This window comes from Saccharicrinis sp. GN24d3 (genome assembly GCF_052400645.1).
Taxonomy (GTDB): domain Bacteria; phylum Bacteroidota; class Bacteroidia; order Bacteroidales; family Marinilabiliaceae; genus Saccharicrinis.
Map to the genome: position 1 here is coordinate 1 of NZ_JBQTGI010000019.1, position 14,734 is coordinate 14,734.

Consider the following 14,734-nt stretch of genomic DNA (forward strand, 5'->3'; position numbering starts at 1 on the left):
ACCCATAAAGATTCTAACTAGTTTTCAACACTAACCAGTTGAGCGTGAATACATATCGGGTTTACTTGCAGAGACTACTTATATTTCGTTTTTGCTTGCGGAGTAGTAACTTACCCATTGTGTCGTCGCTTATCTTGTTTTATTTGACTACAATATACTAAATATCAATATATTGACAATGCTTTTAATGCTTAAAAAACTGTTTTTTTTGGGACTGCTCATTGACGAAAGTGGTTGGGTAAAGAAAGGCAAGAAAAGTGTGGGTGTGGGTCACCAGTATTGCGGGAACGTTGGAAAGACAGCCAATTCGCAAGTAGCTGTTTTTGGTTGTCTGTGCAGCGACAAGTATGCGTCATTGGTGGACACCAGGCTTTACTTGCCAAAATCCTGGGGGGGGACCATCACAGGTGCGAGGCAGCAGGGATTCCCCGGGAAGAGAGGGTGTTCAAGACCAAACCCGAACTGGCGACCGATATAGTAAAACACCAACTTGAAATGGGGATTTCGTTCGATTATGTTGGAGGGGACGGCCTTTACGGCAACGACATTGCTTTTACACGCTCAATCGAAAATATGGGGCTGGTATACATGCTCGACATCCATTCCGACCAAAAAATCTATTTGGAAAAACCGGAACTGTATATCCCCGAACGCAAAAGCACCCGGGGCCGTGCACCGAAAAACCTAAAGGCGAGCACACCGGCAATCAATGCCAATGATTACATAAAAACCTTGAGCCCCAACGACTGGCAGAAACTGAACATACGCGACTCCGCAAAAGGGAAACTCAAGGGGCTGTTCCACTTCGCGGTTGTCTATATCTGGGACAAGACCGCAGATTCGGTAGAAAAAAGATTGTTGGTGATATCGAAAAGGGAAACCAGGGACGGAACAGAAATAAAATATTCCTTTACCAATGCCGATCTTGCACAATATACCGAACAGGCGTTGGCCTATATGCAAGCACAGCGATTTTTCATCGAGCACAGCTTCAAGGAACAAAAACAAATATTGGGCATGGACCACTTCCAGACCAGGAAATGGAAATCCTGGCATCATCAAGTTGCGCTCAATATGCTGGTGGGCAGTTTTATGCTGAAGGAAAAGCTGTTGAACCAAGATGAAGTCCCTTTGCTTTCCGCCAGAGACATCATGGATTTTATGGTCTATAAATTTTATCGTGAAATGACAGACGAAATGATGTTGGGGAAATTACAACAACGACACGAAAGAAGACAAAGGGACATAGATTACTGTTATTTAAAAAGTTAAATCTGTTAAAGTAGAATTAAAGGGAATATAAATTAGTATTGTGTTTTTGCAAATATGCTTAATTGTTTTAGCTTTGTGGTTAATTGTTTTTGATTCGATATGAAACATTGTCTTGAAATTAAATGAAAAAAGCAACATTAAGCGATATAGCAAAAGAATTGGGTGTTTCCACAGGGCTGGTTTCCATGGTAATAAATGGCAAAGCCCGTCAGAACAGGATTAGTGAAGAGATGTCGCAAAAAGTCATGGATAAGGCGGCAGAGCTAAATTATCGTCCCAATCAATTTGCACGTGGTTTAAAGACTGGTCGCTCCAATACCATAGGTTTAATTGTTGCTGACATTGCCAACCCTTTCTTTGGTAAGGTGGCCAGGGCGGTGGAGGATTATGCAGGACAACACGGTTTTTATGTTATGTTTTGCTCTTCAGATGAGAATCCGGAAAAATCAGACAGTTTGATAAAAGTAATGATTGACAGGCAGGTTGATGGACTTATAATAGCCCCTACAGAAAAATCAGAGAACCAGATTTTGTCTTTGAAAAAGAACAATATTCCCTTTGTATTGATTGATAGATTTTTCCCGAAAATAAAATGCCACAGGGTAGTTGTTAAGAACAAAGAAGGAGCCTACAGTGCTGTAAGCCATTTAATAAAAATGGGGGCAAGGACTGTTGGATATGTCGATATTTCTTCAGGAATGTGGCATATGAAACAACGTTTCGAAGGATATAAGGCAGCATTAAGGGAAGCAGGTGTTTCTTTTAAAACTTCCTTATATAAGGAAGTTCAGTATTCTTTGTTTCATGAAGATATGCAAATTAAAATAAGCGATTTGATAAGTGAAAATCCTGACATTGATGCCATATTTTTTCCCTCGAATATATTAGGCATACAAGGTATACAAGTGCTGAAAAGATTACAAAAGAAAATACCTGACGATATTGCTATTGCTTGTTTTGATGATCCTGAGCATTTTAGTCTTACTGAACCTGGGGTGTCTGCAATTGCTCAACCCATACAAGAGTTGAGCAGGAAAGTAGTAGACCTTTTGGTTCATGATATTAACGTAGATAAGAAAGAACATGGGGAGTTTCAGCAGATAGAATTGGGTACCCAATTTATCATCAGGGGTTCAAGTGGATAGGGAGGCAGATATTTTTTTAATTTAAAGCTAAAACGATTAAGCATAAGTTTAATTTGTAAAATATGAAACGACCCATGAGAAATGATTCTCGCACAGGAGAGGCATTGTATGGGAGTTACATCGAATACATTTTAAAGTTAAAATTATAATGAGATGAAAAAGCAGATATTTTCAATGGGTTTTGATTACGGTTCTGCAGCATGCAGGGTAATCATATTAAATGTATTAACAGGAGAAGTTGTGGGAGAGGGGTCATGCGAATACCCTTCCGGAACAGATGGTGTGATGACGGATTCTACAAACCAGCATCTGGCGCGACAGTATCCGGGTGATTTTTTGTACAGCCTCGAAACAGCAGCAAAATCTGCTGTTTTTCATGCTAATGAGAAAGGAGTAGATTTAAACAGTATAGTAGGTATAGGTGTGGATGCTACAGCATCAACACCTATACCGGTCAATCAATTTCTAACTCCTTTAGCTTTTGAAGAAAGGTTTAAGGGTAACCTGAATGCCCAGGCATGGATGTGGAAAGACCATACATCATTTAAAGAAGCAGCAGATATCACCGCTGTGGCAGCAAAAAAACATCCTGAATTCCTTGAGATGTGCGGAGGCGATTATTCTTCGGAGTGGTACTGGGCTAAAATATGGCATTGCCTTAATGAGGATGTAGAGGTGTTCGATGCCTCTTATACATGGGTTGAACTGTCTGATTACGTACCAATGGTACTATGCGGAATAAAAGATATTGAACAGTTAACACGAAATAAATGTGCAGCCGGTCATAAATGTCTGCATTCTAAAAGATGGGACGGAATCCCTAAAGAGGACTTTTGGAACGACCTGGATCCAAGGTTGAACCGCATTGCAAATACCTTTGGTACTAAAGTAGAATCTGTGGAGACCATAATTGGAACACTAAGTTCAGAATGGGCCGGTAAAATTGGACTTCCGGCAGGGATTCCCATTGCAGCGGGCTCTATTGATGCCCATGTGGGTGCAATAGGAGCAGGGGTACAGGAAGGAACCATGGTTAAAATTATTGGTACTTCTACCTGCGATGTTATGGTACAGCCATTAGACAAAAATATGGAATATATCCAGGGTGTTTCCGGAATTGCGGAAGAGTCGGTATTGCCTGGTTCATGGGGTATCGAAGGTGGTCAGAGTGCTGTAGGCGATTTGTTGAACTGGTATATTACAAAAGTATTGAAGGACAATGGAAGCCTTCATGGGACATTAACCGAAGAAGCTCAAAAACTTCAGGCTGGCGAAAGTGGCTTGCTTGCTTTAGACTGGAATAATGGTAACCGCAATATCCTGGGGGATGCCAATCTATCAGGAATGATTGTGGGACAGTCGCTGTTGACAACGCAGGCCGGGGTTTATCGCGCTTTAATAGAAGCTACTGCATATGGTGCACGTCGTATTTTAGACCAGATTGGAAAATATGGTGTGTCGGTAGAAAAAATTGTGGCTTGTGGAGGTATTACCCGCAAAAACGCTCTGTTTATGCAAATATATGCCGATGTGCTGCAACGTCCTATCTATATTTCCAAAAACCTTGAAACAGTAGCCTTGGGTGCTGCTATTTTTGGAGCGTATGCAGCCATGAAAGAAAATGACGGCTTTAAATCGATTGAAGAAGTACAGGACAGGGTTTGTCAGCTGGAGGAAGAATATTATAAACCGGATTCGAAAGCTAAGTTGGTATACAACAAGCTTTATAAAATATTTTGTCAGTTGCACGATGCCTTTGGTGTGGAAGGCGAATCGACAGATTTATACCCTGTGATGAAAGAACTTATTCAAATAAAAAAAGATACAAGTAAACATTGAAAACGAGATTGATGATATAGATAGTCGAATGTCTATTATCTCTTATCTATAATTTTAAAAACAACTTAGTCATGGAAGCGAAAAAATTAGATGGACAAATAAACAATAAAATTGGGGCTCCCGTAATAGGCGTGTTTGCAACAGGTGACCCTCGTATTGATGCTGATTCGAGAAAAAGGTGTCAGTGTATCATTAAAAAAGTTGCAGAAGAATTGGCTGGAAAAGTAACGCTGCCATTTAGTGGGGAAGTAGATGTAGTTTATTCCGAAACATTGGTAGACGGCGAAAAACAAGCTGACTTTGTAGCACGTCAGTTTAAGGATGCAGGTGTAAATATTTTGGTCGGGGTACCAGATACCTGGGCTTTTCCTCAGCCATCGGTGATGTCGTTAACGGCTCATTTCCCTACGAATACACCGTTGAACCTTACTTGCGGTAACTCGGCCACAAAACCGGGAGTGGTGCTGACTCATGCGGCTTCGGGTGCATTTGCACAAACTGGAAGGCTGATGCATATCAACGTAGGGAAATGGGAAGACGATGGTCAGGAACCGGCTATCTCGCCAAAAACGATAAGCGATTTAATCGACTGGTGTTACGCTGCTGCTGTAACACAAGGATTAAAAGGAAAACGAGTTTTGGTATTTGGTCACGATTCCATGGGAATGGAGACAGCATTGGCTCATGTTTTGGCTACGCGTAATACTTTCGGTATCGAAATCACACGGCTCGATATGAAATTGCTGGCCGATATGCTGACTAAGAAATCATATGACGAAAAAGAGCTAAAACGATTAAGGAAGTGGATTGATGAATGTACAAAGGAAAGACAGGATATCCATACAAAGGAGCAGGAAGATAAGTTTAATGCCAGCCTGGCCATGTACCTGATTGTAAGCGACCTAATGAAGGAATATGATGCCGTAGGAGGCGGATTTATGAGTCAGTTGGAATGGGGTTCTGATTTCAGAGGAATTCCACTTCCGGTAGCCGATGTGATGGAATCATTATTCAATTCATCGTTCGACCATAATGGACCTAAACTGCCACAGCCTTTTGCTACCGAGGCCGATGTTCAGGCCTTGCTGAGTATGTTGTTTATGTCGAGCTTATCTGGAGGCAATGCACCGTTGTTTATGGATTTCAGAAAAGTATGGGAATCGGACGAGATTAAGGAGCTGGCCAAACAAAACAATGTGGAGCTGAAAGGTGATGAGAATTGGTTGCAAAAAGGATTTGTGGATGGAAACAACTCGGGTTCTGCATCCTTCGACTGGGCAGGAATGCCGGGAACAGCACCTGCAGAGTTAATGAAAAAAGTTTCTTTCTACCAGGCAAACGACGAGTATTTCCCCGGAGGAGGGAATTCGGTACAGTTCCTGTCTCCGGGAGGGATAGAAGGTATTGCCGGACGTTTGGCTTATTCAGCTGTGTCGGGTATGTTCTCAATGCTTTGGGACGAAGCGGAAACCGTTGAGTTACCGCATGATTTGGCCGAGGCGGTAATGCGCAAGTCCGATTATGTGTGGCCGCATACCTTGTTTACATCCAAACACGCCAGTATGTACGAGTTTAAACATTATGTGCCTGCAAACCACTTGCACCTGATATGGGGATTACCAACGGCTCGTTTACAATTCTGGATGGATATGACCAATGTGCTGTCGGCTACACCCTGGCAAAAAATGGAATACGGGCGTGAAGGAATCGACCGTCCGATACCATTATTGTATGTTCTTAATGGCGGAGAGGATAATACGAAAATGCAATTGAGCAAATAGTATAACAAGAATTGCTTTTGGTTGAAGATAGGTGCCGCAGTTAAGGTAAAAATAGGACAGGCGGCACCTATCTGATTCGAATCAGGATTAATTTAGAACTAAGAGTTATGAAGAAAAAATCTATGTCAGTTAAAGAATACAAGTTTTTGTTGTATGCGGTGTTTGCAGCTATCTGTATGGTATCCATATCTTGTGTTAACACAAAAAAAATGAAAAAAGATAATTTTCCTAAAGGAACGTATGGTTATGATAAAACTTTCCTGGACGGGTTTTATGAAATTATAGAATTAAAAAATGGTGAATCCAGCCTGGTGACCATTCCTGCCTTTCAGGGCAGGGTGATGACATCATCGTGCCAGGGAGATAAAGGTTTTAGTTTTGGATGGATTAATTATGATTTAATCTTATCGAAAGAGATAGATGAACACTTTAACCCTTTTGGTGGTGAAGAGCGTTTTTGGCTTGGTCCCGAAGGTGGACAATATTCCCTGTATTTTAAAAAAGGGAGTGAGTTTGCTATCAAAAACTGGTATGTACCTAAAGGGATTGATACCGATATCTATAAAATTGTAGAACAAACAGAAAACCATGTGTCTTTTCAAAAAGAAATGGCATTGCAAAATTATTCAGGTTTTGACTTTCATTTAAAAGTAAACAGAGAAATTACTCTTTTTGATGCAGCATCAATAGCTAGAACCCTGGATTTGGAGTTGCCGGAAGTTAACGTTGTGGGTTATGAATCGAAAAATAAAGTAACCAATACCGGTAATGAAGACTGGAAAAAAGAAACAGGACTGTTGTCTATCTGGATGTTGGGCATGATGACCCCTTCGCCTGAAGTAACCGTGGTTATCCCGGTGAAAAATGGTGAAGAAGACATGTTGGGCAAAAAAGTCAACGACGATTACTTTGGGAAGATTAGTGATGATCGCTTAAAAGTGCTTGGTGATAAGGTGTTTTTTAAGGCAGATGGAAAAAGCCGGGGCAAAATAGGTATATCACCTAAAAGGGCAGGCCGTTTTTGCGGAAGTTACGATGCAGCCAACAAAACATTAACTATCGTTGAATGTATTCTGCCGGAAGACAAGTTCGAATACGTAAATTCTGCATGGGAATTACAGGACAACCCTTATTCGGGAGATGCTATCAACTCCTATAATGATGGCCCGTTGGATGATGGTTCGCAGATGGGGCCTTTTTACGAAATAGAAACTTCATCGCCCGCCCTGGCATTGCAAGTAAACGAATCATATACCCATACACAAAGAACCTATCATTTTCAGGGAACTGTGGAATCTTTAAGCAAAATATCAAAAAACTTGTTAGGAGTAACTATCGAAGAAATCGAAAAAGTATTTTAATAAAATGGAAAATAAATCTGTAACAAAAGAAAAAGTGGTATCAAAAGAGGTGTTGTTACCTTTTGTTGTGATTACCGGACTATTTGCCCTGTGGGGTTTTGCTAACGATATTACTAATCCCATGGTTGCAGCCTTTAAAACCGTGATGGAGATAAGTAATGCTAAGGCTTCGTTAATACAGTTTGCCTTTTATGGAGGCTATGGAACCATGGCTATTCCGGCTGCACTTTTTATTAAAAAGTATAGCTATAAAAAGGGGATATTAATGGGACTGATTCTGTATGCGGTCGGTGCATTGTTGTTTTATCCTGCAGCACAATTCGAAATGTTCGGATTCTTTTTGGGGTCGTTGTACATATTGACTTTTGGATTGGCATTTTTAGAAACCACAGCCAATCCGTATATCCTTTCAATGGGCGATGAAGCAACTGCTACGCGCCGTTTAAACCTGGCACAATCGTTTAATCCCCTGGGCTCTATTGCGGGTATGTTTGTGGCTTCTAAGGTAATTTTGGCATCATTGCAATCTGATGTTCGTGATGGGGCAGGGAATTTAATCTTTGATACCTTAGGAATTTCAGAAAAGGCAGCTATACGAACGCACGATTTGGCTGTTATCCGCGATCCATATGTAATGTTGGGTTTTGTGGTATTGGTAATGTTTGTTGTCATCCTGTTATTAAAAATGCCTGAAAACAAAAATGTCGATCATTCCGTTCATCCATGGCAATCGATAAAACGATTGTTAAACAACAAAAAATATCGTGAAGGGGTTATTGCGCAAGTGTTTTATATGGCAGCACAAATAACCTGTTGGACCTTTATTATCCAGTATGCCGATAATCTGGGAATCAGCAAATCGACAGCACAAAACTACAATATAGTGGCCATGGCTCTATTTGTAAGTAGTCGTTTTATAAGTACAGGTTTAATGAAATATCTAAATCCCCGGTTAATGTTGACCATTTTTGCTTTAGGAGGAATGCTGACCACATCGGGAGTAATTTTAATGGAAGGAATGGCAGGATTATATTGTTTGGTTGCTACCTCAGCTTTTATGTCGTTGATGTTCCCAACTATTTATGGAATTGCCCTGCATGGGTTGGGCGACGATGTAACCCTTGGTGCAGCAGGTTTGATTATGGCCATTGTTGGAGGAGCATTAATGCCGCCTATACAGGGAGCATTAATCGATTTAGGAACAGTAGGATTTCTGCCAGCAGTCAACTTCTCGTTTATATTACCGTTTGTTTGTTTTATTGTAATAGCTATTTATGGATACAGGACTATAAAGGTCCATCCGGTGAATTAGTGTTAAAATTATAAGTAAGAATTTACACCTATGATCAATAAAGCCGGGGTAGTATATCAGTAAAGGTTTGGTATTATTTACTCTGGTTTTTTAAACTTAAGATTAAAACTATTTATCCTTAACTTAATAAAATGATGAAAGGAATTCTATTTGACATGGATGGAGTTATTGTTGACTCTGAAGAATTTATTTTTGAAGCTGCAAAAATCATGTTTGAAGAACATGGTATCAAGATTAAACCAGAAGATGCTTTACCCTTTGTTGGTACAGGTGAAAACAATTATATCAAAGGTATTGGTAAGATAAATAATTTTAGAGTAGATATAAGTAGAGACAAGGCTAGAACTTATGCTATTTATAATGAAATAACCTCAGGAAAATTAAAACCCTTGCCAGGAACAATAAAGTTTATTCAAGACTGTAAAAGGAATGGCTTAAAGCTTGCGTTAGCAAGTAGTGCGGATAAGATAAAGATAATGATAAACTTGAGGGAGATAGGGTTACCAGATAATACTTTTGACTCAATTATTAGTGGGGAGGATGTAGAACGTAAAAAGCCATTTCCCGACATTTACATTCTGGCAGCTAAGCAACTGGGTCTTCAGGCACACGAATGCCTGGTTATAGAAGATGCTATTTCAGGCATTAAAGCAGGGAAATCATCAGGTGCAAGATGTCTGGCATTAACAACAAGCTTTCCTGAAGAGAAACTAAATGAAGCTGATTGGGTTTGTGACTCATTAGAAAATGTACCTTCAGAAGCTTTGCAATAATAAAAATAAGTAGATTGTTTTATAAATACTATCACTAGTGACCGACTAAATAAAAAAAAGAGGGTACTCCCCTAAGGTTTCCCCTCAAAGTTGTAATTTGATTTTGCGAAACATTTTACAATATGGGTAAAAATAACGAAATAAATTTTGTCGGTCAGCCGATATTCAAACAGATAATGGATTTGCTAAAAGTCGTAGACATATCATCGCTAATCAGGCATCACAATAGTGACCGTTACTACAAAGCTTTCAAGACCATAACACATATTATTACTATGTTGTTTGGGATTTTCAGCCGATGTGATTCAATAACGGAAATCTGTGAAGGACTGCGGGCTTTAGGTGGAAAGTTAAACCACTTGGGTCTTGATAAGGCGCCTGCCAAGAGTACAGCTGGAGATGGATTACGCAATCGTGACAACCAATTTTTTGAATCATTATATTTCGAATTGGTTAAGAAATACCAAACATTTTTGTCGGACAGCCGATCTTATGGTCTGACCTTCAAAGAAGTGCTTTTGATTGATTCTACAACCATTCGTTTTTTTAGTGATGTACTTAAAGGTGTAGGACGCAATCCTAAAGGGGATGGCAAAAAGAAAGGCGGACTTAAAGAACATATGCTTATTGATGCCGTGCAATCCGTCGGTAGGTTTGTAAAGGTTACAGCAGCTAAGGTGCACGACAAAAACTTTCTCAAGAGTTTGGAACTGATATCTCACAGTATGATTGTTTTCGACAAGGCATACAACAATTATCACCAGTTTGCATTGTGGACTGACCAACAAGTTTATTTTGTCACCCGCATAAAAAAGAATGCTGTTTTTACAGTTATCGAGACACATAAAACAGGTTATCGAAAGAAAGGTGTTGCTAAAGTCCTAAAAGATCAGACAATAGAGCTGGAATACTATCCAAAGAATGAGGATGGCGGCAAACAGTATAAAAACAAGAAGTTGTTAAGGCTAAGAAAAGTAGCTTATCAAGATGAGCAGATCCGCTACTATGAGTTCTTAACCAACAATTTTGAGATCACAGCGGAAGAAGTAGCTTTCCTATACAAGAAACGTTGGGGCATTGAACTTGTTCAAAAAGATGAAGCAAAACTTTCAACTCCACTACTTCTATAGCGAAAATGAGAATGCTATACACACACAAGTATGGTGTACCCTAATAGCCCAGCTTTTGATGACTGTGGTTCAAAGAAGGTACAAACCAAGAAGGCTTTTTCTGTGGTCGCATCACTTGTGAGAATACATCTGATAAGCATGCTTGAATTGACAGAGCTTTTACGTAATATCAGCAGAAGTTTTTAGGAAATTCTGTATGGAGCAATACAGATTATCTACATGTCATGGACAATTTTATATCATGGAGGGATATTGTGGTACTCCATCAATATGCTAAAACCTTTAAGTTTTATAAAAATGTTATTAATTGTTAATTATAATTTATAATTTTGATCATGTGTTAATCATGCTAAGAAGCTAATTCTATAATCTAAAAATATTTGAGATAAGTGGGAAGTGTTGACAATAGTGTTAGACAGTATAAAAATAGAAGATTAGTAATTCAATTAAAAGCTGAAAGTAAGAAGGCTTTTAAAGAGATTTATGAAGAATATTATGAGATGCTGTTAAGTATAAGTATACAATATGTAAGCGATAGGGAGGAAGCTAAAGAAGCGGTTCAAAATGCCTTTATTAAGTTATGGGAAAACAGGACTACTATATTGGATAATACAAACCTAAAAAATTTTTTATATACCATTGTTAAAAACAATTCTCTCAATTATCTTAAAAAGCAAGAGTTTATTCTTCGAAGTCGAGAGGATTTGAAGTGGATGGAGATGCATTATCAGTATGAATCCATGTCGCGGCTGGGTTTTGACTCTGTTGAATTTAGTGAGCTTAAAAATATTATTGAAGAAGCAGTTGGGCATTTGCCAGGTAATTGTCGTACGGTTTTTAAAATGAGCCGTTTCGAGTATTTGATGAATAAAGAAATTGCTCAAAAATTGCAGATTACGGAAAAGACCGTGGAAGCACATCTGACTAAAGCATTGAAACTTCTCAAAAGTGATCTGCGTCCATATTTATCGCTTATTTTTTCCATATCAAATATACTTTCTTAAAGGAATCATCATTTATTCAGTATCAGTATATCAGTTGTGAATCTTTGTAAGAACCATATTGTATGGTGTTTACACAGGGATATTGTGTGCGTGATGGGTTGGTTTTAACCTGTATTTTCTAATACATAATGCAGGTTTAAGTGATTTGTAAAGTAAGCTAATAACAAATAGCTAAAAGCCAACGAACTATTATGGTTGGTAAATTAGAGTTTGCTGATTTTCTAGCCCGGCGACATTGTGGAATTTCGGACATAATATTGTTGGGCTATAGAAATCCGCAAGCTCATTGTTTCTAAAATCGATTTATGTGCTATTTTCAAAACAAGACAAAAAGAAGTTTTGTATTTCAAAGCGACCTGCATTAATTTGGTAAGGTTCATGACAAAAAATATGGCATTCACCCACGATTCGGATGTTTGTTCCAACCTTGCTTTTATATTGTTCAGCCCATAGCCCCTTTTCCCTTGCCCGAACTTTCCTTCCACATGATTTCTTTCTGCGCCCTTTTTCTTTTTGTAATATTTTTCCGATGGGCTTTCCTTTGTTTTCGGGGGACGTCCCAATGGTTTACCGACAATCTTTATCCCATTGGATTTCAAATATTTCCTGTTTTCCCGGGTCAGATAAATACCGTCGCCAAGAAAATACAGAGGATAGCGACCGTACTGTATTTTGTAGTTTTCGACCTGTAGCTTAACATCGCCACCTTCGTTGAAAGCTTCCCAGCTGAACCTGTCGACCCTGCAAAAACCGTTTACCTCGCTGATGTTTATTTTCGAACCGGACTCCGTCCTGGCTTTGTCCTTTCCCCGCACTATCGGCCTGACATGGGGCTGGTACAGGTTCACGATCCGCTTTTCGCACTTGTGCGTTTTGTTGTCGTACATTTCTTTTTGCTGTTTGTAGACTTGACGTATCGTTTCCAGTATCTGCCTGTCTCTTTTCTTTAACCTGGCCTCACGGGCCGGTTTGTCCAAGAGGCCATCCACGGCCTTTATATCACGGGACACAAACTGAAGCTGTTGCTTTACCCCCTTTCGTATTGCCTTTTGGGTCTTGTTTTTTTTCTTGGCAATGTCCAGATAGGACTTCCTGGCCACCCGCTTGTATGTTCTTGGTTTGGTCGCGTCGGCCTTTGCATTGTACAATAGGTCGATTATCCGCTCCAGGTTTTCCCGGCACCCGTTCAACAGCTTCAGATCTGTCGGATAGGATATTTCCTGATCGGCAACGGTTGCGTCCACTTTCAGGGTTCCCTTGTTTTGGTTGTTGTCTCCTCCTTTTCTTTTTATCCTCGATTGGTGGGGCTTCAGGTTTTCCGATGCATCGATGACTATTTTGTTAAACGCATCAAACTCTTCGCCCCCCATTCTTTTGCGGATGTCAACGAAAAGGCTCGCATCGAATACAGCCCCGGTCGCAAACGCTTTTAACCCACAGAAATATTGCATATAGAGGTTCTCCGAGATCATGTCGATGGTTCCCCTGTCGTCGAGCCTCAGCTTATGTTTGATAATGAGGGCGGCGATAACCGTCCTTACATCAACGCTTTTGCGCCCTGACGTGGCATCGAGCTTGCTGCAATATACATTGGCCAGGTCGTCCCAAGGTATCAGTTCGGCAAGGATCACCCACCTGTTTTTCCTGTCCAGTTCTGTTTCGAACGGATGCTTAAATAATTCTAAAGTCAACTGGTTTTGAGCTGTGTATTTGATCATAACTGCAAGGGTTTTGACTATAATTTAATCAAAACCATGCATTTATGCCAATAAAAACGAACCATTTTATTAACATTCGAACTTAGTTATCAACAAGTTACGGCTACAAACCTATTGAAACAGCAGGCCCTAAATTATACCACTTTGACTATCAAATAAAAAGCTGTTTTAAATTGCATTATATCAGTAAGTTATGTGTTGGGGTGCAAAAAAAATTATAAAATTTAAAGTTTTTATTAGGGGTGGACTGCCCCCGATTGTTTAGTTAATAGAGGTTGTCCAAAAAGAGGATAATCCAAATAAATAAGAAATGGATATTTTAACACAGATACAAGCAGTTTTAAAAGGGCAATTATCCGAAAAGGAGAAAATTGCTTTTTATAAAAAACTGAAAGAAGATGAGGAATTGCGAGAGTTGTATTATGAGCAAAAAAACCTTTGGGTAAAAACATCAATTCAACCTGTCTTGTCAAAAAAGGAGCATGAAGGAGATTTTGAACTAATATGGAACAAAGTCAACAGTAGCAAGCAGAAGAGATTAAACATCAATTGGTTCAGGCAAGTTGCAGCAATCGTATTATTAATAGGTGCAGCTGGTATAATAGGGTATTTATTGAATTCTGGGCATGAAGATGTGAAATATGTGTTTAATTCTGAACATAGGAGCATGGCATCCGTGGTGCTTCCGGATGGTTCGCGGGTAAAACTGAATGCAGGTACAGAATTAGTATATCACGAGAGTGCTAAAAACAACGAACGTAGGGTTACCCTGGAGGGGGAGGCTTATTTCGATATCAATCATGATGAGGAAAATCCGTTTGTTATTGATTTTGGAGACTTGGAGATTATTGATGTAGGTACCGCATTTAATGTTAAAGCTTATGAAGGGTATAATTCTATTATAACAACCTTGTTCGAGGGTACTGTAGATATAGTGGTTGATAAAGATACTAAAGCATCGCTTGTTCCCGGACAACTGGCATCTGTTAGCAGAAAAGATAACCAGGTTGTTGTGGCTGCCGCAAAAACGAAACAAATATCTGCCTGGATGGAAAACCGATTTGAATTTCAGGATGAGACCCTGGAAGATATTATGAAGGAACTGAGCCTTTGGTACGATTTTGAAATTAGCTGGAAAAATGAAACGCTTAAGAACAAGAAATTGTTCTTTCATGTGAACCGTTCGCTTTCTGCCAATTCTATTCTTAGAATCCTGTCAAGGGGATCAGATTTTAAGTTTGTAGCAAAAAAAGAAGAAGGGGTTATTAAAACAGTAGAGCTTGATTTGAATAATTAAAACAGATTATGCCTATGGAAACAGAGCTTTAATAGCATAAAAAAAATCGGGACTGGCTGCAACCAATCCCGAAAATAAGATATTAATGAAGCATAGATCTTT

Annotated in this window: 10 protein-coding genes and 1 pseudogene; 10 read left to right on the forward strand and 1 reads right to left on the reverse strand. The window is 39.4% G+C overall.

The genetic code is table 11. The annotated features are described in order from the left end of the window. The first annotated feature begins 187 nt into the window (after positions 1–187). From ACT29I_RS19760 to ACT29I_RS19800, 9 genes and pseudogenes are all read left to right on the forward strand, one after another. A pseudogene (locus tag ACT29I_RS19760) lies at positions 188–1,272 on the forward strand (IS701 family transposase). A gap of 122 nt (positions 1,273–1,394) precedes the next feature. Beyond that, positions 1,395–2,417, forward strand: coding sequence for a LacI family DNA-binding transcriptional regulator (locus ACT29I_RS19765; RefSeq protein ID WP_444794193.1), 1,023 nt, complete (start codon positions 1,395–1,397; stop codon positions 2,415–2,417). Positions 2,418–2,570: 153 nt separating this feature from the next. Further along, the gene (locus tag ACT29I_RS19770) at positions 2,571–4,256 is read left to right on the forward strand and encodes a ribulokinase (RefSeq protein WP_444794194.1); all 1,686 of its coding nucleotides are present in this window, start codon (positions 2,571–2,573) and stop codon (positions 4,254–4,256) included. 71 nt (positions 4,257–4,327) lie between these two features. Continuing rightward, positions 4,328–6,037 (forward strand): hypothetical protein, encoded by a 1,710-nt coding sequence (locus tag ACT29I_RS19775; RefSeq protein WP_444794195.1) that lies wholly within the window; start codon positions 4,328–4,330, stop codon positions 6,035–6,037. A gap of 107 nt (positions 6,038–6,144) precedes the next feature. Further along, a complete protein-coding gene (locus ACT29I_RS19780) occupies positions 6,145–7,398 on the forward strand; it encodes a DUF6786 family protein (RefSeq protein ID WP_444794196.1) in 1,254 nt (417 codons plus the stop codon). A 4-nt stretch (positions 7,399–7,402) separates the two neighbouring features. Further along, positions 7,403–8,710 (forward strand): L-fucose:H+ symporter permease, encoded by a 1,308-nt coding sequence (gene fucP, locus ACT29I_RS19785; protein ID WP_444794197.1) that lies wholly within the window; start codon positions 7,403–7,405, stop codon positions 8,708–8,710. A 131-nt stretch (positions 8,711–8,841) separates the two neighbouring features. Next, entirely contained in the window at positions 8,842–9,483 is a 642-nt protein-coding gene (locus ACT29I_RS19790) for an HAD family hydrolase (RefSeq protein ID WP_444794198.1), read from the forward strand. Positions 9,484–9,605: 122 nt separating this feature from the next. Beyond that, entirely contained in the window at positions 9,606–10,613 is a 1,008-nt protein-coding gene (locus tag ACT29I_RS19795) for an IS4 family transposase (protein WP_444794199.1), read from the forward strand. A 389-nt stretch (positions 10,614–11,002) separates the two neighbouring features. After that, positions 11,003–11,617, forward strand: coding sequence for an RNA polymerase sigma-70 factor (locus tag ACT29I_RS19800; RefSeq protein WP_444794200.1), 615 nt, complete (start codon positions 11,003–11,005; stop codon positions 11,615–11,617). A gap of 221 nt (positions 11,618–11,838) precedes the next feature. On the opposite strand, the gene ACT29I_RS19805 is transcribed toward ACT29I_RS19800, so the two are convergent. Next, the gene (locus tag ACT29I_RS19805; protein WP_444794201.1) at positions 11,839–13,335 is read right to left on the reverse strand and encodes an IS5 family transposase; all 1,497 of its coding nucleotides are present in this window, start codon (positions 13,333–13,335) and stop codon (positions 11,839–11,841) included. Positions 13,336–13,645: 310 nt separating this feature from the next. On the opposite strand from ACT29I_RS19805, the gene ACT29I_RS19810 reads away from it, so the two are divergent. Next, positions 13,646–14,632 (forward strand): FecR family protein, encoded by a 987-nt coding sequence (locus ACT29I_RS19810; protein WP_444794202.1) that lies wholly within the window; start codon positions 13,646–13,648, stop codon positions 14,630–14,632. Positions 14,633–14,734: the final 102 nt, after the last annotated feature.

Bases quoted from the DNA above. Each gene is read 5' to 3' on its own strand.
- ACT29I_RS19765 (WP_444794193.1), top strand. From the start codon at position 1,395: ATGAAAAAAGCAACATTAAGCGATATAGCAAAAGAATTGGGTGTTTCC.
- ACT29I_RS19770 (WP_444794194.1), top strand. From the start codon at position 2,571: ATGAAAAAGCAGATATTTTCAATGGGTTTTGATTACGGTTCTGCAGCA.
- ACT29I_RS19775 (WP_444794195.1), top strand. From the start codon at position 4,328: ATGGAAGCGAAAAAATTAGATGGACAAATAAACAATAAAATTGGGGCT.
- ACT29I_RS19780 (WP_444794196.1), top strand. From the start codon at position 6,145: ATGAAGAAAAAATCTATGTCAGTTAAAGAATACAAGTTTTTGTTGTAT.
- fucP (WP_444794197.1), top strand. From the start codon at position 7,403: ATGGAAAATAAATCTGTAACAAAAGAAAAAGTGGTATCAAAAGAGGTG.
- ACT29I_RS19790 (WP_444794198.1), top strand. From the start codon at position 8,842: ATGATGAAAGGAATTCTATTTGACATGGATGGAGTTATTGTTGACTCT.
- ACT29I_RS19795 (WP_444794199.1), top strand. From the start codon at position 9,606: ATGGGTAAAAATAACGAAATAAATTTTGTCGGTCAGCCGATATTCAAA.
- ACT29I_RS19805 (WP_444794201.1), bottom strand. From the start codon at position 13,335: ATGATCAAATACACAGCTCAAAACCAGTTGACTTTAGAATTATTTAAG.
- ACT29I_RS19810 (WP_444794202.1), top strand. From the start codon at position 13,646: ATGGATATTTTAACACAGATACAAGCAGTTTTAAAAGGGCAATTATCC.